Source organism: Streptomyces swartbergensis, assembly GCF_002148965.1.
In the GTDB taxonomy this organism is placed as follows: domain Bacteria; phylum Actinomycetota; class Actinomycetes; order Streptomycetales; family Streptomycetaceae; genus Streptomyces; species Streptomyces swartbergensis.
In genome coordinates this window covers 1-22,332 of the sequence record NZ_NGFN01000119.1, presented here as the reverse complement: position 1 = coordinate 22,332, position 22,332 = coordinate 1, and the positions used below count along the sequence as shown (strand labels likewise).

Below are 22,332 nucleotides of genomic sequence, written 5' to 3'. Positions count from 1 at the left end.
GCCCTACGGAAGCGACCGTCGACGCCACCTGCCACGACCTGTCCGGCCCTGTCGACGTGCCCGTCATCGGCACCCCACTGCCCAACGTCCGCCTCCGCCTCCTCGACGAACAGCTGCGACCGGTCCCCATCGGCGTCGCCGGCGAGATCTACCTCGGCGGCCCCGGACTGGCCCGCGGCTACGTCAACCGCCCCGCCCTCACCGCACAACGCTTCATCGCCGACCCCTACGGCGACACCCCCGGCAGCCGCCTCTACCGCACCGGCGACCGCGCCCGCCTGCGCCCCGACGGAACCCTCGAATACCTCGGACGCACCGACAACCAGATCAAACTCCGCGGCTTCCGCATCGAACCCGGCGAGATCGAAGCCACCCTCACCCACCACCCGACCGTCAAGGAAGCCGCCGTCACCGTGGCCGCCGACGACGGCACCGCCCGGCTGATCGCCCTCGTCGCCCTCGACTCCCGTGGCCCGCACGGCGGTTCAGGCGACGGCGACCAGAGCGCCCAGGTCGAGGACTGGAACGCCGTCTTCGAGACGACCCACATCGACGCCGTCGACGGCGAACTCACCTTCAACATCAAGGGCTGGAACGACAGCCTCACCGGTGCGCCCATCCCCGCCGAGCACATGCGGGAGTGGGTCGGCAGCACCGTCGTCCGGCTCCTGGCCGGGCCGGCCAAGCGCGTCCTGGAGATCGGCTGCGGCACCGGACTGCTCATGTGGCGGCTGCTCCCGCACGTCGCCGAGTACACCGGCACCGACTTCTCGCTGCCCGCCGTGGAATGGCTCCGGGAAAGGCTGCGCCGCCGCCCCGCGCGCCATGCGCGGCTGCACCACCGTGAGGCGACCGACTTCACCGGCGTCGACGCCGCGTCCACCGACCTCGTCGTCATCAACTCGGTCGTCCAGTACTTCCCCGACCGCGACTATCTCGACGCGGTCCTGGACCGCGCCGTTGACGCCACGGCCGACCAGGGGCGCGTCTTCGTCGGAGACGTACGCAATCTCGCCCTCGCCCCGCAGTTCTACGCCCGCCAGGCCCTCGCGCACGCCGCTCCCGGCGCCTCGGCGCAGGACGTGGCCCACGCTGCCGGTGAACTCGCTTCCTTGGACAGCGAGTTGCTGATCTCCCCCGAGTACTTCACCACGCTCGCCGCCCGCTCTCCCCGCGTCACCGGAGTCGAGATCCTGCCCCGCCGGGGACGGCACCGCAACGAGATGAGCCTGTACCGCTACGACGTGGTGCTGCACGTGGGTGACCGTCCGGCCGCCCCGGAAGCGGAGGTGGTCACCTGGGGCGAACAGGTCCACGACCTGGCGTCGCTGTCCGCCTTCCTGGACCGCGGGGGCCCGGACGCCCTGCTCGTGCGCGGCGTCGCCAACGACCGCCTGACCCGCGACAACGAGCTGCTCGACAGGCCCGTACGCACGACGCCCGTCGACCCCGAGGACCTGTGGACGCTGGAGGACTCCACCCCCTACCGGGTGAGCGTCAGCTGGGCCGCCGCAGATCCGCAGGGCGCGATGGACGTCCTGCTGGTCCGGCGGAGCGCCTGTGACGACCGCACCCTGCTCGTCCCCCACCCCACGCCCGAGCCGTCGGCCCGGCTGACGAACGCGCCGACCCGGCATCGGCGCACGACCGAGGAGGACCCGGCCGCCGACGGGCTGCGTTCCTGGCTCGCCGAACGGCTGCCCGACCATCTGCTGCCCGCGCGGATCGTCGAGGTGGACGCGCTGCCCCGCACCGACACCGGCAAGCTCGACCGGGGAGCACTCGGCGGGCTCGTCACCGCGGCCCGCGCCGCTCGGCAGAGCGACAGCGCCGCCACCGCGCCCCGCACGAGCCTCGAACAGACCCTGGCCGACGCGTGGGCGCAGGTGCTCGGCCTCCCCGAGGTCGGCGTGCACGACAACTTCTTCACCCTGGGCGGGGACTCCCTCCTCGCCATCAGGGCCGTCGCCCGGTGCCGTCGGGCCGGCGTCCAGCTGACCGTCCGGCAGTTGCTGAGCGAGCAGACCCTCGCCGCGCTGGCGACAGCCCTCGATGAGGAGAACCATGACTGACCTTCAGCTGCGCACCGTCGCGCTCACCCATGAGGAGAACACCGAGGTCGACGACCTGTTGCGCACCCTGGCCGACGTACCGGTCGACTCCACCGTGGCGCTGTTGCACCGCACCCGCCTCGCCGCACAGGAACTGCCACTGCGCATCCGCACCGAGCTGACCGGGATGCGGCTCTACGACAGCCCGCGCGCCCTCGTCGTCACGGGCTTCGGCATCGACGACGACCGGATCGGACCGACTCCCGTGACCCGCCCCGCCCCGGCCCCCGAGCGGACCCGGAACCAGGAACTGCTGCTCCTGCTGCACGCGGCCCTGCTCGGTGAGGCCTTCGGCTGGGCCACCCAGCAGAACGGCCGGCTCGTCCACGACGTGCTGCCCATCCCCGGCGAGGAGACCGAGCAGATGGGCTCCAGCAGCAAGGCCGAGCTGCTCTGGCACACCGAGGACGCGTTCCACCCGCTGCGCTGCGACTACGTGGGCCTACTGTGCCTGCGCAACCACCAGCGGGCCGTGACTACCCTGGGCTGGCCCGACCTGTCCCGGCTCACCCCCGAGGACCGGGCCACGCTCCTGGAGCCGCGCTACCTGATCCGCCCCGACACCTCGCACACGCCCGAGCAGAACGCGGCGGACGCGCAGTCCGCCGAACGGTTCGCGGCGATCGCCGAGATGGACGACACCCCGGAGCACGTCGCCGTCCTGTTCGGCGACCCCGAAGACCCGTACCTGCGGATCGACCCGGCCTACATGAGCCCGGCTCCCGGGGACGCGGCCGCCCGGCGGGCGTACGACACCATCACCACGCTCATCGAGGACGCGCTGCAGTACGTCGCCCTGGAAGCGGGCTCGCTGCTACTGGTCGACAACTACCAGGCCGTACACGGTCGCAAGCCGTTCGTTGCCGCCTACGACGGCCGCGACCGCTGGCTCAAGCGGGTCAACATCACCCGGGATCTGCGCCGCTCCCGGTCCGCGCGGCAGTCGGCCACCTCGCTGCTGGTGTGAGGGACTACCGACATGGACTTCCCGCTCACCCGCATCAACCCCTGGTACAGCGGCGGCTGTGACGGCCCGCCTCGGCTGCGGCTGTGCGCGCTGCCGTACGCGGGCGGCACCGCGGCCGTCTTCAAGGACTGGCCCGCCGCGCTGCCCTCCGGAGTGGAGCTGCTCACCGCGCATCTGCCGGGCCGCGGCGACCGGTTCGCCGAACCGCCCCTGGCCACCCTGGAGGAGACCGCCGAGCAGCTGTGCGCGGCGCTGCCGCCCAGCGACCTGCCCACGGCCGTCCTCGGCCACAGTATGGGCGCCCTGCTGGGGTACGAACTGGCGGCGCGACTCGCGGCGCGGGGCCGCGCCCCGAGCCTGCTCATCGCCGCGGCCTGCCGTCCCCCGCACGTCCTGCCGGACGACTCCGGTCCCGCGACCGAGCGCGAGCTGGCCGCCACCCTGCGGGACGAACGGCCGTGGGACAACGCCCTGCTGGACGAGGAACTCATGCAAGCGGTGCTGCCCGTCCTGGTCTCCGACATCGTCGCCGGTGACCGCTACCATCGCCCTCGGCCCCCCGCGCTCGACCTGCCGCTGAAGGTCTACATCGGCGCCGACGACGACGGGACCGACTGGCGGACCACCCTGGACTGGCGCGCGTGCACCGCGCGGGACTGCGAGGTCGTCGTCCTGCCCGGCGGCCACTACTTCGTGGAGACCGACCGCGCGGCCGTGCTCGCCCGCGTCGCCGCGGACCTCGCCGAGGTGGTGGCGTGACCACACACGTCGACGCCAGACCCACCTACCTCGCGGTGCTGGCCGTGCGCGAGGCCCGTTCGCCGTTCCTCGGCAGCTGCCTGGCACGCATGTCCTTCGCCGTGCTGCCGCTGTCGCTGCTGCTGTCGGTCCGCGACGCGACGGGGTCCTTCGCCGTCGCCGGACTCACCTCCGGAGCGCTGTCGGCCACGCTCACCCTGTTCGCGCCCGCCCGAGCCCGGCTGATCGACCGCAAGGGCTCGCGGACCGGACTGATCTGGCTGACCGTCCCCTACCTGCTGGGGCTCGCCGCGCTGATCACCCTGGCCGAAGCGGGGGCGCCCACGGAGGCGCTGCTCGGCGCCGCCGCGGTCGCAGGCGTGTTCGCGCCGCCGCTCGGGCCGACGATGCGCGTCCTGTGGGCGAAGATCCTGCACACCCGCCAGCCCCTGCTGCACACCGCCTACGCCCTCGACTCGGTCACCGAGGAAGTGGTGTTCACCGTGGGCCCGTTGCTGGCGGGCGGTCTGATCGCGGTCGCCACGCCGCTCGCGTCGATGATCACGGTCATGGTGCTCATCGCGGCCGGCACCGTGTGCTTCGTGCTGTCCGCCGCGACCGTCGCTGCCTCCGCCTCGGACGAACCCGCCGAGGCCCAGCCACGCGGCCGGCCCATGGCCCTGCCCGGGATGCGCACACTCGTGCTGTCCTTCGGCGGTGTCGGCCTGGTCGTCGGGGTGCTGCAGGTCGTGCTGCCCTTCATCGCCGACCAGGCGGGCTCACCCAGCGCGGGCGGCGTCCTGCTGGCCCTGCTGTCGGCGGGCAGCGCGGTGGGCGGCCTCACCTACGGGCGGATCGGCCGGCGCTCGACACCGGGGCAGCGGTTCTCGGTGCTCGTCACCGGGTTCACACTGACGGTGCTGCCGCTGTGCCTGACCGAGAGCCCGGTGCCTGCCGGGGCGTTCGCCTTCCTCGTAGGACTGTGTCTCGCCCCGCTGTTCACCACGGCCTACCTGCTGGTCAACGACCTGGTGACGGCGTCGAGAACCGCCCCGACCGAGGCCAACACCTGGGTGTCCACGGCCAACAACGGAGGGTTCGCCGCAGGCAGCGCCGCCGCCGGTGTGCTGCTCGATTCCCAGGGCCCCTCCCCCACCGTCGCCCTCGCGTTCGCCGTGGCCGCCGCGATCGCCGTCATGACCGTCCTGCGCCGCCGGACCCTGGAAGTCGACACCTCGAACAGTGAGCCGCCCGCCGCCGAACCCGCCGACCGCACCGCACCCGTCAAAGCCGAACCCGAGGAGTGAACCGATCGTGCCCGAGAACGCGGCGAACTGGTCGCGCATCCGCGCAGGGGACACACCCGGCGTCGTACTCGCCGTCGACTTCTACGGAACGGGCCGCCAGGAGGCCACCTTCCGCCACTTGTGCGACCTGCTACCCGATCCGGTCGAGGTCTGGCAGGCGGTCCCGCCCACCCCGGACGGCGACTGGTCCGCCGCGACCGGTGCCGACCATCTGCGCTGGTGGACCGAGGGACTCGGCACAGTCCTCGCGGGACGGCCGGTGCGTGCCCTTGTCGGCTACTGCGCGGGCAGCGTCTTCGCCTCGGCCCTCGCCGACGTCCTTGGCGAACGGGAGGGCATCCGGCCGCAGGTCGTGTTGTTCAACCCGGGCGTCCCCGACGTCGCCACGCTCACCCGCGACTTCCGCGGCCTGATCGAAGGCATGGACATCCTCACGGACGAGGAGCGCGCCGGTCTGCTCGCCGAGATGACCGCGATCCAGGAGGCACACGCCCCCGACGCGATGGTCCCGGTCGCCGAGCAGTACGCCTCCCTGTACCGCAAGGGCTGCGACCTGCTGTGCGAACGGCTCGGCGTGGACGCCCTGCTCGGCGCCGAACTCGTCACCGTTCTCCACTCCTACCTGGCCTATCTGACGGCGGCGCTCGACGTACCGCCCACCCCGCAGTGGCGCACCGCCGCCTCGCTCACCTCCCGGGAGCACCGGGGCGCCGACTTCACCGACACCGAGCACGGCTTCGACGTCGCCCGCGCCGATCTGCTGAACTCCCCGCAGGTCGCCGCCGCGCTGGCCGCTCTCCTTCGTGAACACGAGGCGAGCCGATGATGCCCCTTGTCCTGCGGGACACCTTCCTCGACCAGGCGAGGCGGACCCCCGACGCCGACGCCGTGGTACACGGCGACCGGGTGTGGACGTACCGCGAACTGGAGCTGCGCGCCGGGCGTATCGCCCGGACGCTGGCCGCACGTGGCGCGGGCCCGGGCACGCTGGTGGCCGTGCGACTGGCGCCCGGCCCCGAGTTGGTCGCCGCGCTCCTCGCGGTCGTGCTGACGGGGGCGGGCTATGTGCCGCTCACCGACGACGACCCGCAGGACCGAAGCCGCCACATCCTCGATGACTGCGCCGCCATGCTGCTGCTGGCCGAGCGCCCCTCGGACGAGGGGCGCACCCTCACCTTGGACGAGGCATCGGCGCCTGCCCGCCCGTTCGACGCAGCCCCGGTGCGGGCCGGTGATCCGGCCTACGTGATCTACACCTCCGGCTCCAGCGGCCGGCCCAAAGGCGTGCTGGTCGAGCACGGCGCGCTCGGCGCCTACCTGGCGGAGGCCCGCGCCCGCTACGACGGGCTGGCCGGGCGGACGGTGCTGCACTCCTCGGTGTCGTTCGACATGGCGGTGACCAGCCTGTGGGGCCCGCTCGTGAGCGGCGGCGCGATCCACGTCCTCGACCTGAAAGCGATCGCCTCCGGCGAACAACCGCCGCCCGCGGCCACGGCTCGCCCCACCTTCCTCAAGGTCACTCCCTCGCATCTGCCCCTGCTGAGCCTGCTCCCGGACTCCTGCCTGCCCACCGGGCAGCTCGTGATCGGCGGTGAGGCGCTGACCGGCTCCGCGCTCGGGCACTGGCGTACCGCGCACCCCGACGTCACGGTCGTCAACGAGTACGGGCCTACCGAGGCGACCGTCGGCTGCTGCGCGTACGTCGTCCGTCCCGGTGACGCCGTGGACCCGGGTGCCGTGCCCATCGGGCGGGCGTTCACGGGCACGCGCATGTACGTGCTCGACGTGGAGGGCAAGCCGGTCACCGCGGGCACCATGGGCGAACTCCACGTAGCAGGCGCACAGTTGGCGCGCGGCTATCTCGGCCGCGCGGAGCTGACCGAGGAACGCTTCGTCCCGGACACGTTCGCCGCCGACGGCTCCCGGATGTACCGCACGGGCGACCTGGTGCGCGAACGCCAGGACGGTGACCTCGAGTACCTCGGGCGCGCGGACGAGCAACTGAAGGTCTCCGGGTACCGGATCGAACCCGGTGAGATCGAGGCCGTGCTCCGCGGCCATGCGGGCGTGCGGGACTGCGCGGTCCTGGCCGTCGGCGCGGCGGATGCCCGTCGGCTCGTCGCCTACGTGACCCCGGGCCCCGGCGCCGCGCCCGAGGCCGCCGCCCTGGCGCGGCACGCGGCCGGGGCGCTGCCGCCGTACATGGTTCCAGTGGTGTTCGTCGCGATACCCGAACTGCCGCTCACCCCCAATGGAAAGCTCGACCGGGCCGCGCTGCCCGAACCCCCTGTCCAGGGCGACGAGTCGGTCGAGCGCGGCCGGGCCGAGACCCTGCTGTGCGAGCTGATGGCGCAGGCCTTGGGCGTCCCGGAGATCGGTGCCGACGCCGACTTCCTGGCGGCCGGCGGCAGCAGCATCACCGCGCTGAAGCTGGTCGCCGGTGCCCGCAGGGCCGGCATCCGCCTCGAACTCACCACCGTCCTGCGCGAACGCACGGTGCGCCGCATCCTCGCGGCCCAGCCGGACGCCGCCCCGTTCATCGCCGAAGGAGAGCCCAAGTGACCGGGTCCGTAACGCTCACTCCCCTCGGCGGGATCACCCCCCGGCCCCGCGGCGAGGGGCTCACCTCCGGCGCCGAATACGACCTGGGGGTGCTCGGCGACGCGGGCACCGACTGGGTGCGGTCCCACAGCCCGCGCCTGCGCGAGCGCCTCGCCACCGACGGGCTGGTCCTGCTGCACGGTCTGTCCGCCGACGGCGATGGCGTCGACAGCTTCCACGATGTCGTCCGGTCCGTCGGCGGCGATCTGCTGCGCTACACCGAGCGGTCCACCCCGCGCAGCGTGGTCGCCGGGAACATCTACACCTCGACCGAGTATCCGGCCGACCAGCCCATCCCGATGCACAACGAAAACTCGTACGCGCTCAGTTGGCCGTCAACGGTGCACTTCTTCTGCCACACCGCGCCGGGTACCGGCGGGGCCACGCCCATCGCCGACAGCCGCGCCGTCCTCGACCTGATTCCGGCCGAGGTCAGGGAGCGGTTCGCCAAGGGAGTCGTCTACACCCGTACGTTCCGCGCCGACATGGGGCTGAGCTGGCAAGAGGCGTTCCAGACCGAGGACCGTGCCGACGTCGAACGCCACTGCCGCACACACGGCCAGGAGTTCTCATGGGACGGTGACGTCCTGCGCACCCGCCACCACCGCCCGGCCACTGCCGTCGACCCGGGCACGGGGGCCGAGGTGTGGTTCAACCAGGCGCACCTGTTCCACCTCTCCAGCCTGGAGCCGGACCTGCGCGAAGTGCTCCTGGAGACGTACGGCGAGGACGGCCTGCCCCGCAACGCCCTGCTCGGCGACGGCAGTCCCATCCCCGACGCCGACCTGGCGGCGATCCGCGCCGCCTACGACCGTGCCTCGCTCGCACTGCCCTGGCGGCAGGGCGACATCATGCTGGTCAGCAATATGCGGATGGCGCACGGCCGCGAGCCCTACACCGGCGAGCGCCGCATCCTCGTGGCGATGACCTGGCCTGACCATCCCTGGAGGACCCCATGAGCAACCCCTTCGACGACGAGGGCGGCACCTTCCTAGTGCTGCGCAACGACGAGAACCAGTGCTCGCTGTGGCCGGACGGCTTCGCTCTGCCCGACGGGTGGAGCATCGTGCACGGTCCGGACACTCGCGCCTCCTGCCTGGACCACGTCGAGCGGACCTGGACGGACCTGCGCCCTCGAAGCCTGGCGGTGGCCCTGGACGGGGCCGGCCAGGACGCCGTCTGATCGCTGACACGGCCTTCGACGGCGCCCGCCAGTCGGTGGTGAAATCGGCAAGGCGGGGCCGGCCCCCTCATACGCGAGGCACCGAGGTGGCGGAGCACCTTTGCCCCAGCCGAGGCGGCATCGGACTCGGACCCGTTGTCCGAAGGCATGCGCGCCGCTCACTGCCGATGTTCCAGCTGCAGACCACTGCGACACCGCACCTTCAGCTTTCGAAACCCCTTGGTGAGGTGCTGCTCCACGGTGCTGACCGTGATGTGGATCTGGCGGGAGATCTGCTAACAAGCGTCTGTCATGCCACGAGTTCGACTGTGCGGGCTTTCTTCTCGGCCGCTGCACTGGCCCGCTGTGCCGGGATTCGAGCCTGCCGCGGCTCGGCCGACGCTTGGGCACGACTTCCGACTCCGCACGATCTTGGACCGGCCCGCGGGTCCACCACCACACCCTCGATCCCAGACGCCAGCGTCCAGGCAGCCGACCATCTGCCCGTCCGGTCCCGCTCGCTCCCAATCGCTCGCACTGCAGCCCCAGCATGACCCGAACCGGCGCTGCCAGACCAAGATCCGGACCATGTCCGGACCAGCCCCCGGCAGAAGGCTGCGCCGACTACCGTTTTACCTGGTCAGCGTGGGTGCAGCTGCTGTACCCCCAGCAGACGAGGACCTGCTGGCAGGCTCCGGCCCTACCTGTGGCAGTCACTCAGCGTGCCCGTAGCCATGCCTCCACTGACTGGCTTCGCTTCGCCGCAGACCCGCAGCGCGGGCCGTCTCTGGGGAGAATCTGGGGAATAAGACGGTGTCCTACGTGGTGAGGCGGAGCAGTCGTTTGTAGCAGCACAGGGCCGCGGCGAGGCCGAGAAAGGCCAGGTAGTTGCGCGGATGGCGTTCGTAGCGGGGGCTTAGTCGGCGGTAGCCGGGCAGCCAGGAGATCGTGCGCTCGATCACCCAACGGCGACGGCCCAACCGTTCGCTGGACTCGATGCCTTTGCGGGCGATGCGCACGCCGATGCGCTTGCCGTTGTAACCATTTTCGCAGGTGGGGAATGTCGTACGCCTTGTCTGCATGCAGGCGCTGAGGCTTGAAGTAGCGGCCGCGGTGGGGGTCGTGTCTCGTTTGGTGACCCTCGACCATGGGCTTCAGGCCTTCGCTGTCGTGGGTGTTGGCGGCGGAGACGCCGACGACCAGGGGCAGTCCGTTCGCGTCCGACAGGACGTGCATCTTGGAACCCGGCTTGCCCCGGTCCACGGGGCTCGGACCTGTGTGTTCGCCCCCTTTTTAGCCCTGACGTGGGCGGAGTCGAGGACAACCCGGGTGACGTCGACCAGGCCGGCGTCGTCGAGCAGGTGCAGCACCGCTTCGTGCAGGCGGCCCCAGACGCCGGCCCTGGACCAGATGAGGAACCGGCGGTGGGCTGTGGACTTCGAGATGCCGAAGCACGGTGGTGCGCCCGCCAGGCACAGCCGCTGACCAGCACATAGATGATGGCCGCGAACAACGTCTCATCAGGGGTGTCCTGCGTCCCCCCGCCCTGCGGCCGCACCTTCGACGGCGGAATCAGCGGCTTCGCGATCTCCCACAGCCCGTCCGGAACAATCCAACTCCACGTACCCCGCCCCATGATCGACTCAACGAGCCAGCGCCACATAGGACACGGTCTTAGAAGCCATGGGACCGAACTCGCCACTGACCCTCGGTGATGTCACGCCGCTGCTGGTACCTCTCGCGACTGCTGGGGCGATTTCAGCCAGTGCCTGATCCGCTTCCCCGACAGTGTCGTAGCAGTAGACCTCACCGCTCGGCACTTCGGAACAGGCCTGCGCCCCTTGCCAGCCGTCGGCCAGGTTTATCTTCTCGCCCTTGTAGATGGCGATCACCGGCTTGGACTCGGCGAGCCGCTGCTGCAGCTCAGCCTCCTCCGCCGGCGTGGCGAGCCCGACCTCCGGTATTGCGGTGGGCTCCGGTGCTGCGGTTGCGGTCGTCGCGCTCGTTGCGAAGGCGCAAATGTCGAGTTCCCGATCACAACCGTCCTGATGTTCGACCTTGCATGCTCGCTGTCATCGGTGTATTGCGCTGTGTTGCGGAGCCCGTCGGCCCGCTAACGGGTTTGCCCGGCCGCGTCGACGATGCCGCTGTTGATGACGGCGACGGAGGTGACGACGGTGCCGGCCTTGCCCCAGGCGTTGTCCTCCACGAGGACTGTGCGCTCACCCAGCAGTCGGGCCGTGCTCTTGTCGAAGATCCACTCAGTGCGTTCGCCATCGTGTGTTCGGGCGACGGCGACCCCCTTCCGGCCTGCCGCGTCGACGGCGACGGGGACGACGTCGACTCCGGGAATGAGGGCAGCGGCGCGGTAGAGAGCCGCAGTGGTCTCGGGGGGACTCACCCCGTCGCGCAGCAGGTCGCCGATCGTGACGAAGGCTTCCTGGTCCGGTCCCGTCGTGGAGTCGGAACCGGCTCCGTGATTCTTCTCAGCGTCGTCGCGGATCCGCTCCAGCAGAGCGCCGGGGTCGGTCGGCAGGGCAGCCAGGAAGTTGTAGGTCGGTGAGTTCAGATTGCCCCGGCCCGGAGTGCCCGGCAGCAGTTTGTCGTTGCCTTCCTTGCGCTGCAGAGTCTGTTCACTGCCGTCCACCGAGGTCCACTGCTCCATGGCCTCGCTTTCGCGCAGGAGTTCCATCTCGCCGGACTTGGTCTCGGACAGCACCGATGTGTGGCCGACCGTCTTCACGTACGAGTACTGCCCGGTGCGCACCTTCGTCTGAGGCGTCGTAGCGGCGGCCAGAGCCGCTCTCTCCAGCAGTTCGACCGATGCTGCGGAAGCCGGTGGCACGTTCGGCCGAGCGCCAGGGGAGCCGAAGTCGACAGTGAGAACGACGACGGCCGCTCCAGCGGCCACTGCCGCGCCCAGCACCATCCCCCAGCGCCCTCTCGACCGCCGCGCCAGACGGGGAGAGCGGGACCGCGCCTGCCCGTCGATCTCGCACAGGAAGTGCTCACGGCGGGCTTCCACTCGTCCAAGTGACGGCTCCGGATAGGGAGCCGGAGGCAGCGTCCGCCTCGCCTCATCACGCTCGGACTGTTCCCGCTGTTCCAGGCTCATCGTGCACTCCTCCTGTGGGAAGGGCGGGCTGCGGCCTCCCCGCTCTGCGATATGTGTCCGCTGCCGGTCCGCAGTTCCACACCATGCGGATCTAAGACCAGCTCCTCCTCGACGAGCCGGCGCAGCTTCTCTCTCGCCCGTGAGAGCCGGGAACGTACCGTGCCCACAGGAATTCCCAACGCCTCAGCGGCCTCGGCATACCCCAGATCCGACCAGACGACCAGAGTGAAAACCTCGCGCTCAGTCCGCTTCAGACGTTGCACTGCTCGGGCTGCGGCGGCCAGCCGCTGAGCGTTGGCAATCTGGCCGACCACCTCGTCCGAAAAGTCAGGCAACGCTTCCGGCGGCGGTAGACGGGACATCGCCTCCCGATGCCGACGCGCCGCCCGGGCGATGTTGCGCATCACGTTGGTCGCAATGCCCAAAAGCCATGCCCGCACGCTTCTGACTTCCTCGCGCAGCTTGTCGCGCAGCCGCCAGGCCTCCAGAAAGGTGAGTGACATGACGTCCTCGGCGAGGGCCCAGTCACCCGTCGTCCGGATCGCATGGGCATAGACGACACGCGCATGCTCGTCGAAAATCTCGGCGAACGCCGTCCGATCGCCAGACCGGACCCGTTCATGCAAAAGGAAGTCCACAGCAACAAGTGTCCGCACAGGCACACCGGTTCCACTTCCTCCCCGCCGCAGACGGAACGCTCTACACGACGGCGTCCGTCAACGCAGTCGTCCATGAGCACCCGGAGATCGGCTAGGAGCTCGCCGGGCTGGCCTGCAAGGTGTTCGAGAACGACCTGTGCCGGGAGGCCTGGCCGATCCTGCGGGGCATGCTCCGTGAGGGCCGACTTCCCCGGATCGCTCTGAAGCGGTGTCAGGAGCGGGGCATGCCCTTCTGGGTCCACCCCGACGACATGGCTCTGCTGCGCTCCAGCCCCGTGGCCCGCGACGAGATCCTCGTCGATGTGCTGATGCGGGCGCTGAAGTCGTTCAGGCGCAAGGCGCTGGTCGAGGGCGGCTGGAACCCCGACTACAGGGGAGGCCGGGGGGCCAGCTGCCTGACCACGTACTTCGTGGGCCAGTGCATCTGGGAGTTCCGCCGGGTGTACACGACCTGGGCGAAGAACCGCCAGAGGTGGGCGGAGCTGCACACGCTGTACGACGGCTCCGAGGAGACCGCGCGCGAGAACCCCAAGCTCTTCGGGCGACTCCTGGCGGCCGGCTACCTCTCCGAGCCCGAAGCGGCGGTTCTCAGCACCAACTTCGCCGACATCCTGATCGAACAGCCCGCGGTCACCCAGGCGGTCATCAGCTTGACCATCGAGGGCTACGACGACACCGACATCGCCGACGAGCTGAACATCACCCACGCCGCGGTCCGCATGCGCAAGACCCGCTTCCGTAAGGCGCTGTACGACGCGGCCAGGGAGCGGCGCATCTGGATTCCGGAGCAGCTCCACACCAAGGCCGGCACCCGGCGCACCCAGCGAGGTGCCGCGTGACCAGCCGCCTGCTCATGTTCCTGATGCTCGTACTCGGTATGGGCATCCTCTTCTCTGCCCTCGCCGGCCTCATCGGGTACGGCATCGCTCGCCTGCTCGGTGCTCCGGTGGACAAGGCGATCGGCTGGGGAAGCATGGTGGCCTTCAGCGTCATGTCCCTGTGAATCGCGCTGCTGGCAGTCGTCGTGCCGCTCGTCACGTGAGGTCAGGCCGGGGCGGGGCTGTACAACCCCCGCCCCGGAGCAGCCCCTTTGTGACTAGAAGGCCTCGACCGGTTGGTTCCTCGGGGCCTACAAGGTATCCAAGAGCCCTCACACATCAGCGACTGCGCATTTCCTTTGACCGGGTCCGGAGCGGGTCGGCGAGCTGCGGCCCGCCGCGCCGACGGGCACCGGCCGACTGCCGCCGCGGCGCTCGCGGCCGCGGTCGTCGCCCGCGCCTACGCTCTCAACCGCAGGCCCGCACCGCACTCAAGGCGGCCGACGAACGCACCGTCCGGGGTTGCGGGACGTTCTCGCCGCAGGATGGCGGCCGAACCGAGCTGTGTCGTTTCTCCGGTACGACCATTGCACTCACACGAGGGGCGCAACGGCTGTCTCCGGCCCGTGCGCCCAGGTGGGCCGCTACCAAAAGGTTCATGCGTACCGTTCTGCTGCGCGGCCTGCCCGCCGCGCTCCTCACCATCCTGTCCCTCACTACCGGCACGCCCGCTCACGCCGCGGAAACCGTTCCGCTCGCCGAAGCCGTCACAAGCCTGCCATTGGCCACTGAGTCCCGCGACGGCTACACCCGCGAGGCGTTCAAGCACTGGAACTCCGGCGACGACCCGGCCGACGGCTGTACCACCCGTAACGAGGTCTCATCGCCAAAGCCGTCGAAGCACCGGCCGTGGGCCCGAGGTGCCGGCTCACCGGCGGCAGCTGGTGATCGTACTACGACCAGACCGCGGTGACGTCCGCCTCCGGCCTGGACATCGACCACATGGTGCCCCTGGCCGAGGCCTGGGGCACCATGTGCCCCTGGCCGAGGCCTGGGACAGCGGCGCATCCACCTGGACCGCGGAGCGCCGCGAGTCCTGTGCCAACGACCAAGGAGCCGAGGCAAGCCTGGTTGCCGTCACCGCCCGCTCCAACCGCAGCAAGGCCGACCAGGACCCGGCCCAGTGGCTGCCCCCGGCCGGCGACGCCCACTGCCGGTACGCAGCCGAATGGACCGCCACCAAACTCCGCTGGAACCTCACCGTCGACGACACCGAGCTAGCCGCCCTGAACGACCTCGCCACCGCTTGCCCCGACCAGACCGTCACCTACACCCCCGCCGGCTGAGATACCCCGTACCCGGCCACCCAGTGCGAGGGCCCGTGCCGGACACAGCTTGCACGGGCTCTCACGATGGGTGCGCTGCTTCGGGCACAGGCCGGCCGCCGCCGCTTCCTGGTGCACATGCGCGGCTGCAGTTGTCCTCATAGCCTGGTGGTGCTCGGGTAGCTGCGGAGGTTCGTCATGCCTCGAAACTTCTGGAGCGGTGCGATCAGCTTCGGGTTGGTCACTTCTCTGAATTAAGAAGCCGTTGCCATGCCGATCATGGAGTCTGTCGATCGAACGGGAGTCTCGATCGGGTGATCGCGGGCCCTGCCCGGCATGAGAGCAGAGCCTGGCGGTATGCGGGGAAAATCCAGGGGGAGCGGACGGCCGCGCGCTGCTACGGTCGGGCGCCATGAGCTGGCTTCCCGATGACTTCGTTCACCCCGTCCTGGTACCGCTGCCGGGCGGTGGTCATCACCTGCGGCCGATCCGGGAGGCGGACACCCCGCTCGACTATCCGGCTGTGATGGGTTCGCGCCAGCGGCTGTGGACCATCTTCGGCCCGGCCTGGGGCTGGCCCGCGTCCACCATGACCTACGAGGCCGACCGGGCCGACCTGTTGCGGCACGAGAAGGAGATCGCCGCACACCAGTCCTTCAACTACGCGCTGTTCGACGCGGCGGAGACAGCTCTGCTCGGCTGTGTCTACATCGACCCACCGGAGAGGGCCGGCGCGGACGGCGAGATCTCCTGGTGGGTGGTGGACGAGCTCGTGGGCAGCAAGGTCGAGCAGGCCCTCGACGCGCTGGTGCCGCAGTGGATCGCCGCCGACTGGCCGTTCGAGCAGCCGCGCTTCCTCGGCCGCGAGATCTCCTGGTCGGACTGGCTCGCCCTGCCGCAGCATCCCGACACGTAAGTGGTTGTTGCCCGTACCGATCTCGAAGGCTGTCGATCGAACGGGACGCCGCGGCGGGCCTTGGTCGCTTGACCTCTTGCGCGTCAGTCCGGCAGCCAGTGCAGCTCGTGCGCCAGGGTTTTGGCGACGGCACGGATGCGGCGGTGTAGCGGCGACTGCTCGCGTGGGAGGACCAGGTGGATCGTCAGGCTGGGCGCGCCCCGCAGCGGTCGCCAGGTGAGACCGGCCGGTTGTGCCGTGGCTGCGGCTTCTCCGGCCGGGGCGAGGGTGACCCCGTCGCGCAGGTCGCGTTGAGACATGTCGAAAGAGACTGCGGGCGTGTGGAATCGGGGGTGTGGTCGGGTGTCTCGGAACAGTGCGGACAGCTGATCGTGGATCACGGGGTTGGCCGCACGGTCCGGGAGTCGCAGCGGATACGCGGCCGCGTCGGCGATCTCGATCTCCGGGTGTTCGGCCAGCGGATGGTGCTGCGCCAGCTGGACCCCGACGCGCATACGCCGCAGCAGGAACCGGCGCACGCCACGGCCCGGCTGTTCACCGCGGGTGATCCCGGCATCGATTCGGCCGTCGGCGACCGCGGGGGAGATCTCCGGTGTCGCCATCGGGACCGCGCCGACCTCGAGTCCGCTGTTGCCGCGAATCAGCCTGTCCACCAGGGCCGGTGCCGTCTCGGCCCCGGCGCTGAGGCTGTATCCGATGCGCAGCGTGCCCAGTTCACCGGCCGCCGCGCTCCGGGCGGTGTCCCATGCCCGGTCCAGCGCCGCCAGCGCGGGCGGCGCGGACTCCGCCAAAGCCGCACCGGCCGTGGTCAATACGACGCTACGCGTGTTGCGGACCAGCAGGGCCGTACCGAGTTCCGCCTCCAATCGGCGTATCCGGGCGCTGAGTGCGGGCTGTGCGATACCGATCCGTGCGGCCGCGCGGGTGAAGTTCAACTCCTGCGCCAGCACCAGGAAGTACCGCAGGCTCACCGTATCCGGCGCCACGTGCCCTCCCTGCCGATTGATAACGATCCGTTCTGAGTCTATCCCGTACCGGTCTTTCCCTCGACCGCACATCAAGCCTTAACCTGCGCATATGACGATTCAACTGACCGCAGTACCCGTCGCCGGGATCGATCGATCTGAGTGTCAATTCGAAGTCGGACGTGTCCGGCCCAACACAGGAGGTTTCCATGGCTAAGGGCTACTGGGTCAGTGTCTACCCCGCCATTTCCGACCCTGAGAGGCTGACTGCCTACAACGAGCTGGCCGGTCCGGCTGTCCAGGCTGGGGGCGGGCGCGTCCTGTCCCTCCTTGGCGGTCGAGTCGTCGCCCACGAGGCCGGAATCACGCAACGCGTCGTTCTGATCGAGTTCGACAGCTTTGAACAGGCCGTCGCGGCATACGAGAGCGAGGCATACCAGAAGGCGCTGGTGGCCCTCCCCGACGGCGTCGAGCGCGACTTCCGCATCATCGAAGGCATCGACTGACCGGCGGGCCCAGCCATCGCTGAGCATCCGTCACCTGATACGCACACGGTGCTGAACGGCGACTCACGAGACGAGTTCGAAGCCATGCCCCGCGTCCCAGTTCGTCGTCGACGTCCTCGACGGCCTGATCCCTGTCGACGGCTCGCCGCGCTACCCAACGTCGAGCAACTTGCCTGACTTGCCTGACACGGCGATCAAGCTCTGACCTGCCACAACGGCGATTCACCCTAGATCATGCCGTCGGCAACGGAAGAGCAGGTGCCGAGGGACTATCGCTGTGCTGGCATGCCGAGGAGTACCAGCCCTCCTTCGGACGCCGTGTCAATCTGGCTGATCTTGGACTCAGCGCCGGTCAGGCTGATGCGGAGTCCTTCGATCTCGCCCAGCCAGCCTTCCTGTTCCGCCTCAGCAATGCGGTCGATGAGGTTGTCGCGGATCTCGACCAGACGGCCGCGCTGGGCGGGATCAGGGCGAAGAAGGGAACAGCGGACGCAGGCGTGTTCGTGGATGCAGGCGGTGCCGTAGGCGCGGGCGCAGGTGCCAACGGAGAGCTTGCGGCGTTCGAAGTGGCCGAGGAAGTCCTCCCACTCGGCGTCGGTGGGGGTGCGGTATTCCTCTGCCGGCCGCAGGGCGCGGCGGCGGGTGATGAAGGCGCGATGGGCTTCGGTGGTCTCTTCTGGGTAGATCGCGTTGTAGCCCATCGTGGTGTTGATGTTGGCGTGGACGGCGATGACCTGCGCGATGTGAGGCGGGAGGCCGGAGCGGATGGCATTGGTGATGAACAGGCGGCGGAAGTCGTGCGGCGCGAAGACCAGAGGCTGGCCGGTTGAGCCGGTGAGGCCGATGAAGGCGAGGACCTCTCCCAGCGCGCTGCGGATGAACTCGCCCAACATGCGGGATCTCTCGCCGCCGCGGTCCCACTGGAACAGCAGCGGGGACGGTGGGTTCCAGACGCGTTCCTCACAGTCGTAGGCGGACAGGAGCGGGATGGCCCCGGTCCGCGGGTCGCGGACACGTCGGATGATGGTGGCCAGGACGTCGGCCAGTTCTGGGCTGACGAGCACGACTCGCTCCTGGTCGGTCTTGGACGGAGCGATCTGCAACAGTGGGACGATCTCGCCGGTGGTAGGCAGCCGGTACTGGAGCATCGCGTGACGGCTGATCTCCAGCATCTCCTCGATGCGGGCGCCGGTGGGGCGGAGAAACTCCACCGCCGCCCAGGCCCAGAACGCGCGATGCTCGGCCTGACCGGAATGGCGAACAGTGCCCTGCTCGTCCCGCGCGCCAGCGGTCGTCGCATTCTTGGTACGGACGAAGATCGCGTCGCCGATCGTGAAGGGGGCACCAGGTGGGACGGCGAGCAGGGCCTGAAGGCGGGCCGATTGCTGGGCGTGGTGATCGACCGCAGCCCGGACGAAGGTCTCCAGGACGGGCAGCCGCTCGCGCGTTCACTGGTCCCTGCGGGCCTTGCGCCGCTTGACGCGCTTGCGGTTGGAGGCTTCAGCCTCCTTGATCGGGCAGGGTGCTGCCCAGGGTCCCCACCGGGTGGGTTCCTCGGCCGCCCAACGCGCGATGTCCAGGTAGAGAGCCCGCACTGCCACGAGCAACTGGTCGTATTCAGCGCGCTCGACGAGCGTCTCTTCCACGGTGCCGTCCGGCCGTTTCCGCCGCTGGATCCTGGTTCGGAACCGCTCCTTCCACGCGGCGGCGACCCCGGGCTGCAAGTCGAGGGAGGCGATGCCTGGATGATGTATCTCCAGGTCGGACCAGAAGTTCCTGGTCAGGTTGCGGGCGAGGTTGTCGAGGGTGCTGTAGTCGAGCCGTGGCTGGCGTTCCTCCAGGTAGTCGATCAGCAGCTCGCGGATCGGTGCTCAGGCCACGCCGTGCCGGTCGACCAGCTGCGTGCAGGTGAGTTGACCCGTGACCTTGTTTGAGGAAACGCAGGGTCACCGGGGCGTCGGACGGCACGTTCCCCAGGTCTCGCAGCCAGGAGTAGAAGAGGGTGCCGCCGGCTTGGGTACGGACCAACTTCCGTAACTCGGTGTAGTACTCGAAGGCGTCCCCGGCGGTGATGTCCGCCAGGCCTCCGCCTTTTGCGAGCATGATCCGAGCCAACGCGAGGCGGGCGCGGCCGCCTCCGACGGATGCCCACCGCTTCGGGCCGACGATCTCGTGCAGGCGGGTCAGCCCTTCAGGGTCCCTGGTGCGCTCGACGAGGGGACGCAGATGCGTAGTGCGGTGGCCGAACTGCCAGGGAATCGACAGGCGCAGCGCGTCGATGCCGGTCAGCATCAGCAGTCCCGTCTGCACGTGCTTCCACTGTGCATCGGCTGCAGCACTCACCCATGCCGGCCCCTCCTCGGCCCAGCCGAGGACTGGCAGCTGCCGGGGATGCCTCCCATCGCTCCTGCCAGGTCTCGCCCGGGAAGCCGGACAACCACGTCAGGACTGCACGTGCACCATGCCTGCGCTCCCACCGGGTGTGGGCCTTGGCCGCTCGAAGCGGCGGGCGATCGAGAGCGGCCAGCACCTCTTCGACGGACGAGCGCGTCATCGTCCATTGTGTCCCGGCGGATCGAGCCGGGAACTGAGCCTGGGCCTGCCTCATCACGCCGCCTGCGGCCGCCCGCACCGGTGGACGGTCGTCCGCCCGGACGCGTGTGCTGCCGGTCATCTCCCGGACGCGAACATTCACTGGGCGCCTCCGAAGAGGTCGTGGAGCGACTCGGCTCGGTATCCAGCGGCGGGTACTGCAGGGACTTGCGCCAGCCGCGTCTGGCGCTGGTGGTGTGCGCGGACCGCTTCAATGTTCTCGTCGCGGCCAGCCGGCAGGTAGATCTGGGTGGTGCTCAGGTGCGCGTGGCCAAGAACCCACTGCACGTCCGTCAAAGCCAGTCCGGGATCGCGGGCCATCCGGTAGGCGGCGGTGTGCCGCAGGTCGTGCAGGGTCCAGTTCGCCCCGAGTAACGCGTTGGCCCGGTTCAGCATCGCCCGCGCTGCCGTGGTAGGCCAGCGGTCGAAACGGCCGCCGCAGCGTCCACCACAACGCCTGGTGTCCTCCCCGCGGTGCCCCAGCTCGCCAGGCCTCCTCCTGACACAGGCGCAGCCATACGAACGCATCAGGCGAGGACGGCAACTGCTTGAAATGCCCTGGTTCCCTTGCGGATCACGCCAAGCAGCTGCTCTCCGGGCAGCGGATCACGCTGCCGACTGGTCAGCAGATCGCTGGCCCGGGCCCCGTTGGACACCCAAAAAGCCAGAAGAGCACGGTCGCGGTTGTAACGCAGCGCGGCGAACAGCTCGTTGAAGCAATCGTCGGGCAGCCGCCGCGGTAGACGCTGAGGAAGCGACGGCCGGTACCTGCCTCCTGCCGACTGACGGGTCGTCCGGCCAGCTGCCGCCGGCAACCGGCGGCGTTCCCGAGCCGAGGGAAACGGGTTGATGATCGGGCCGGTGCCCTCCTCCAAATGGAAGTCGTAGAACGATCTCAGCACAGTCTCGCAGTGCACCCGCGTCGACGCCGAGTACAGCGAGCCCGGCGCGGCCCGCCCCGTGACCGGGTTCGGCACGCCTGCCGAGGGCCGTGTCAACGCCTCCGCGGGACCCTCACCGGAGGCCCGGTGGCGCCAATGCGCCCGGGAAACCTTCGGCGCGATCTGCATCCACCTGGCGAAGTCCCGCGCATCCCGCCGGCTCGCCCGATTCCACGCGACGTCCCATCCGGATAGGAACCGCCACCACCGCAGCAGGTCCATGCCGTAGGAGCGGATCGTCGTCGCCGGACGCGAGTTCGCTTGGAGCTCCGCGAAGAACGCCTCTACCGGGGCGACAACGGCTCCTTCCGCGTCAAGCAGAATTTATGGCCGCAGCGGATCCGTCGTCTCGATCAGTGCACCAGTCTCCGGCAGCACGAAGCCCGCTAAGTCCCGGGCAGCATCATCCGTCTCAAGCATGGCCGGGAAGCTAGCAGATAGGGCCTCTGACCAGCGAATATTCCGTTGTTAGTTCAGTCAACGGCACCGTGCCGATCACCGTGGCCAGCGCTACCGAGGACCATTCGATCAGGTTCCACCAGTACCACCTGGAGGACATGGGCCGGGTACGGGTGCGCAAGTACTGCGAGATCGAGGACCGCGAGGTCGACCAGAGTGAGATCGGCAAGGGCTACCAGCTAACCAAGGAACAGGTCATCCCGATCAGCGACGAGGAGCTGCGGGACCTGCCACTGCCGACGGCGAAGGCGATCGAGATCGTCGCGTTCGTRCCCCTGGACTCCGTCGACCCKTTGAAGATCGGCGAGGGCTACTACCTGGYSCCSAGCGGGCAGGTSGCYGCGAAGCCGTACAAGCTGCTGCGCATGGCSCTGGMSCGGAGCAGCAAGGTGGCYGTSGCGAAGTACGCCTGGAGCGGCAGGGAGAGGTTGGGCCTGCTCCGGGTCCGCGAGGACGTCATTGTTCTGCATGCGATGCGTTGGCCCGACGAGATCAGATCGCCCGAGGAACTGCTGCCGCCGCCGGTCGAGCTGAGCGACGAGGAGATCGACGGCGCGCTCGCGCTCATGGACACCATGACCAGCGACGACCTTGAGGGTGAGGAGTTCCAGGACACCTACACCGAGGCCGTCGCCCAGATCATCGAAGCCAAACGGGAGCACCGCGAGCCGCCGAAGCTGGAGGAGCCGGAAGAGAAGCCCGGCAAGGTCGTCGACCTGATGGCCGCCCTGAACGAGTCCGTGCAACAGGCCAGGGCCTCGCGCGGTGAGGACGCCGACGTGCACGAGCTGCCGAAGAAGAAGACCGCGAAGAAGCGGCCGGCCAAGAAGACCGCCGCCAAGACGGGCCTTGACCCGGAATCTTGGACACGGGCTATGCGGCTTGGGTCAGGGTAGTTGATGTTGTGTCGAGTGCTGTCTCGTAGGCGATGGGACTGCGTTGTCCGAGGCGGGAGTGACGGCGTCGGGTGTTGTAGCGGTTGAGCCAGCCGAACGCGTCGAGGCGGGCCTCGCGTTCACTGGACCATGTCTTGCGGCCCTGGAGCGTCTCGCGTTTGAACGTTGCGTTGAAGGACTCGGCGAGTGCGTTGTCCGCGCTGGAGCCGATCGCGCTCATGGACTGGCGGACGCCGGCCTGGCGGCAGGCGGCA

The 22,332-nt window shown here is 69.5% G+C and carries 22 protein-coding genes and 3 pseudogenes; 15 read left to right on the top strand and 10 right to left on the bottom strand.

Annotated features, from left to right (window positions below):
• The 8 genes from CA983_RS20195 to CA983_RS20160 form a co-directional block, all read left to right on the top strand.
• On the top strand, positions 1–2,072 hold a 2,072-nt coding region (locus CA983_RS20195; RefSeq protein WP_143645516.1), incomplete at its 5' end, for a methyltransferase.
• Positions 2,065–3,078 (top strand): guanitoxin biosynthesis L-enduracididine beta-hydroxylase GntD, encoded by a 1,014-nt coding sequence (gene gntD, locus CA983_RS20190; protein WP_086602303.1) that lies wholly within the window; start codon positions 2,065–2,067, stop codon positions 3,076–3,078. The genes CA983_RS20195 and gntD, both read left to right, overlap by 8 nt.
• Positions 3,079–3,090: 12 nt before the next feature.
• Positions 3,091–3,837 (top strand): thioesterase II family protein, encoded by a 747-nt coding sequence (locus tag CA983_RS20185; protein WP_086602302.1) that lies wholly within the window; start codon positions 3,091–3,093, stop codon positions 3,835–3,837.
• The gene (locus tag CA983_RS20180; protein ID WP_086602301.1) at positions 3,834–5,123 is read left to right on the top strand and encodes an MFS transporter; all 1,290 of its coding nucleotides are present in this window, start codon (positions 3,834–3,836) and stop codon (positions 5,121–5,123) included. Before CA983_RS20185 ends, CA983_RS20180 begins: the two co-directional genes overlap by 4 nt.
• 7 nt (positions 5,124–5,130) lie before the next feature.
• The gene (locus tag CA983_RS20175; RefSeq protein ID WP_086602300.1) at positions 5,131–5,949 is read left to right on the top strand and encodes an alpha/beta hydrolase family protein; all 819 of its coding nucleotides are present in this window, start codon (positions 5,131–5,133) and stop codon (positions 5,947–5,949) included.
• Positions 5,946–7,685, top strand: coding sequence for a non-ribosomal peptide synthetase (locus CA983_RS20170; protein WP_086602299.1), 1,740 nt, complete (start codon positions 5,946–5,948; stop codon positions 7,683–7,685). Before CA983_RS20175 ends, CA983_RS20170 begins: the two co-directional genes overlap by 4 nt.
• Positions 7,682–8,683 (top strand): TauD/TfdA family dioxygenase, encoded by a 1,002-nt coding sequence (locus CA983_RS20165; protein WP_086602298.1) that lies wholly within the window; start codon positions 7,682–7,684, stop codon positions 8,681–8,683. Before CA983_RS20170 ends, CA983_RS20165 begins: the two co-directional genes overlap by 4 nt.
• Positions 8,680–8,907 carry an MbtH family protein gene (locus tag CA983_RS20160; RefSeq protein ID WP_086602297.1) on the top strand — a complete coding sequence of 76 codons (228 nt, stop codon included), beginning with the start codon at positions 8,680–8,682 and terminating at the stop codon, positions 8,905–8,907. Before CA983_RS20165 ends, CA983_RS20160 begins: the two co-directional genes overlap by 4 nt.
• A 797-nt stretch (positions 8,908–9,704) precedes the next feature.
• Here the strand turns inward: CA983_RS20160 and CA983_RS49555 are convergent.
• From CA983_RS49555 to CA983_RS20135, 5 genes and pseudogenes are all read right to left on the bottom strand, one after another.
• Positions 9,705–10,122, bottom strand: a pseudogene (locus CA983_RS49555) (IS5 family transposase).
• Between the two features lie 286 nt (positions 10,123–10,408).
• Positions 10,409–10,522: pseudogene (locus CA983_RS49550) on the bottom strand (IS5/IS1182 family transposase); the annotation flags it as partial.
• A 7-nt stretch (positions 10,523–10,529) separates the two neighbouring features.
• On the bottom strand, positions 10,530–10,778 hold the full coding sequence (locus CA983_RS45865; RefSeq protein WP_143645515.1) for a hypothetical protein: 249 nt from the start codon (positions 10,776–10,778) through the stop codon (positions 10,530–10,532).
• Positions 10,779–10,999: 221 nt separating this feature from the next.
• Complete coding sequence (locus tag CA983_RS20140) at positions 11,000–11,911, bottom strand: CU044_5270 family protein (protein WP_244207016.1); 912 nt, start codon at positions 11,909–11,911, stop codon at positions 11,000–11,002.
• Between the two features lie 86 nt (positions 11,912–11,997).
• A complete protein-coding gene (locus CA983_RS20135) occupies positions 11,998–12,639 on the bottom strand; it encodes an RNA polymerase sigma factor (RefSeq protein ID WP_086602306.1) in 642 nt (213 codons plus the stop codon).
• A 245-nt stretch (positions 12,640–12,884) separates the two neighbouring features.
• On the opposite strand from CA983_RS20135, the gene CA983_RS20130 reads away from it, so the two are divergent.
• The 4 genes and pseudogenes from CA983_RS20130 to CA983_RS20120 all read left to right on the top strand — a co-directional run bounded on the left by CA983_RS20130 (position 12,885) and on the right by CA983_RS20120 (position 15,719).
• Positions 12,885–13,499, top strand: coding sequence for an RNA polymerase sigma factor (locus tag CA983_RS20130; protein ID WP_143645514.1), 615 nt, complete (start codon positions 12,885–12,887; stop codon positions 13,497–13,499).
• Positions 13,496–13,663 (top strand): hypothetical protein, encoded by a 168-nt coding sequence (locus tag CA983_RS46255; protein ID WP_158101872.1) that lies wholly within the window; start codon positions 13,496–13,498, stop codon positions 13,661–13,663. The genes CA983_RS20130 and CA983_RS46255 overlap by 4 nt, the downstream gene beginning before the upstream one ends.
• A gap of 473 nt (positions 13,664–14,136) precedes the next feature.
• A pseudogene (locus CA983_RS20125) lies at positions 14,137–14,824 on the top strand (GmrSD restriction endonuclease domain-containing protein).
• 391 nt (positions 14,825–15,215) lie between these two features.
• A complete protein-coding gene (locus CA983_RS20120; protein WP_086602294.1) occupies positions 15,216–15,719 on the top strand; it encodes a GNAT family N-acetyltransferase in 504 nt (167 codons plus the stop codon).
• Between the two features lie 83 nt (positions 15,720–15,802).
• Here CA983_RS20120 and CA983_RS20115 read toward each other — a convergent pair whose 3' ends face one another.
• Complete coding sequence (locus tag CA983_RS20115; RefSeq protein WP_086602293.1) at positions 15,803–16,705, bottom strand: LysR family transcriptional regulator; 903 nt, start codon at positions 16,703–16,705, stop codon at positions 15,803–15,805.
• Positions 16,706–16,893: 188 nt separating this feature from the next.
• On the opposite strand from CA983_RS20115, the gene CA983_RS20110 reads away from it, so the two are divergent.
• Positions 16,894–17,190 (top strand): DUF1330 domain-containing protein, encoded by a 297-nt coding sequence (locus CA983_RS20110; protein WP_086602292.1) that lies wholly within the window; start codon positions 16,894–16,896, stop codon positions 17,188–17,190.
• Between the two features lie 269 nt (positions 17,191–17,459).
• On the opposite strand, the gene CA983_RS20105 is transcribed toward CA983_RS20110, so the two are convergent.
• The gene (locus tag CA983_RS20105; RefSeq protein ID WP_341866677.1) at positions 17,460–18,362 is read right to left on the bottom strand and encodes a tyrosine-type recombinase/integrase; all 903 of its coding nucleotides are present in this window, start codon (positions 18,360–18,362) and stop codon (positions 17,460–17,462) included.
• On the opposite strand from CA983_RS20105, the gene CA983_RS47955 reads away from it, so the two are divergent.
• Positions 18,342–19,124: a hypothetical protein gene (locus tag CA983_RS47955; RefSeq protein WP_167407415.1), complete on the top strand. Its 783-nt coding sequence runs from the start codon at positions 18,342–18,344 to the stop codon at positions 19,122–19,124. The genes CA983_RS20105 and CA983_RS47955 overlap by 21 nt on opposite strands.
• Positions 19,125–19,881: 757 nt before the next feature.
• Here the strand turns inward: CA983_RS47955 and CA983_RS47950 are convergent.
• A complete protein-coding gene (locus CA983_RS47950; protein ID WP_244207015.1) occupies positions 19,882–20,178 on the bottom strand; it encodes a site-specific integrase in 297 nt (98 codons plus the stop codon).
• Between the two features lie 131 nt (positions 20,179–20,309).
• Positions 20,310–20,960 carry a hypothetical protein gene (locus CA983_RS47945; RefSeq protein WP_244207018.1) on the bottom strand — a complete coding sequence of 217 codons (651 nt, stop codon included), beginning with the start codon at positions 20,958–20,960 and terminating at the stop codon, positions 20,310–20,312.
• Between the two features lie 209 nt (positions 20,961–21,169).
• On the opposite strand from CA983_RS47945, the gene ku reads away from it, so the two are divergent.
• Positions 21,170–22,078, top strand: a complete 909-nt coding sequence (gene ku / locus CA983_RS20085; protein WP_086602288.1) for a non-homologous end joining protein Ku — start codon at positions 21,170–21,172, stop codon at positions 22,076–22,078.
• On the opposite strand, the gene CA983_RS20080 is transcribed toward ku, so the two are convergent.
• A partial coding sequence (locus tag CA983_RS20080) for an integrase core domain-containing protein (protein ID WP_143645513.1) occupies positions 22,056–22,332 on the bottom strand: 277 nt, incomplete at its 5' end. The two genes, ku and CA983_RS20080, sit on opposite strands and share 23 nt — an antisense overlap.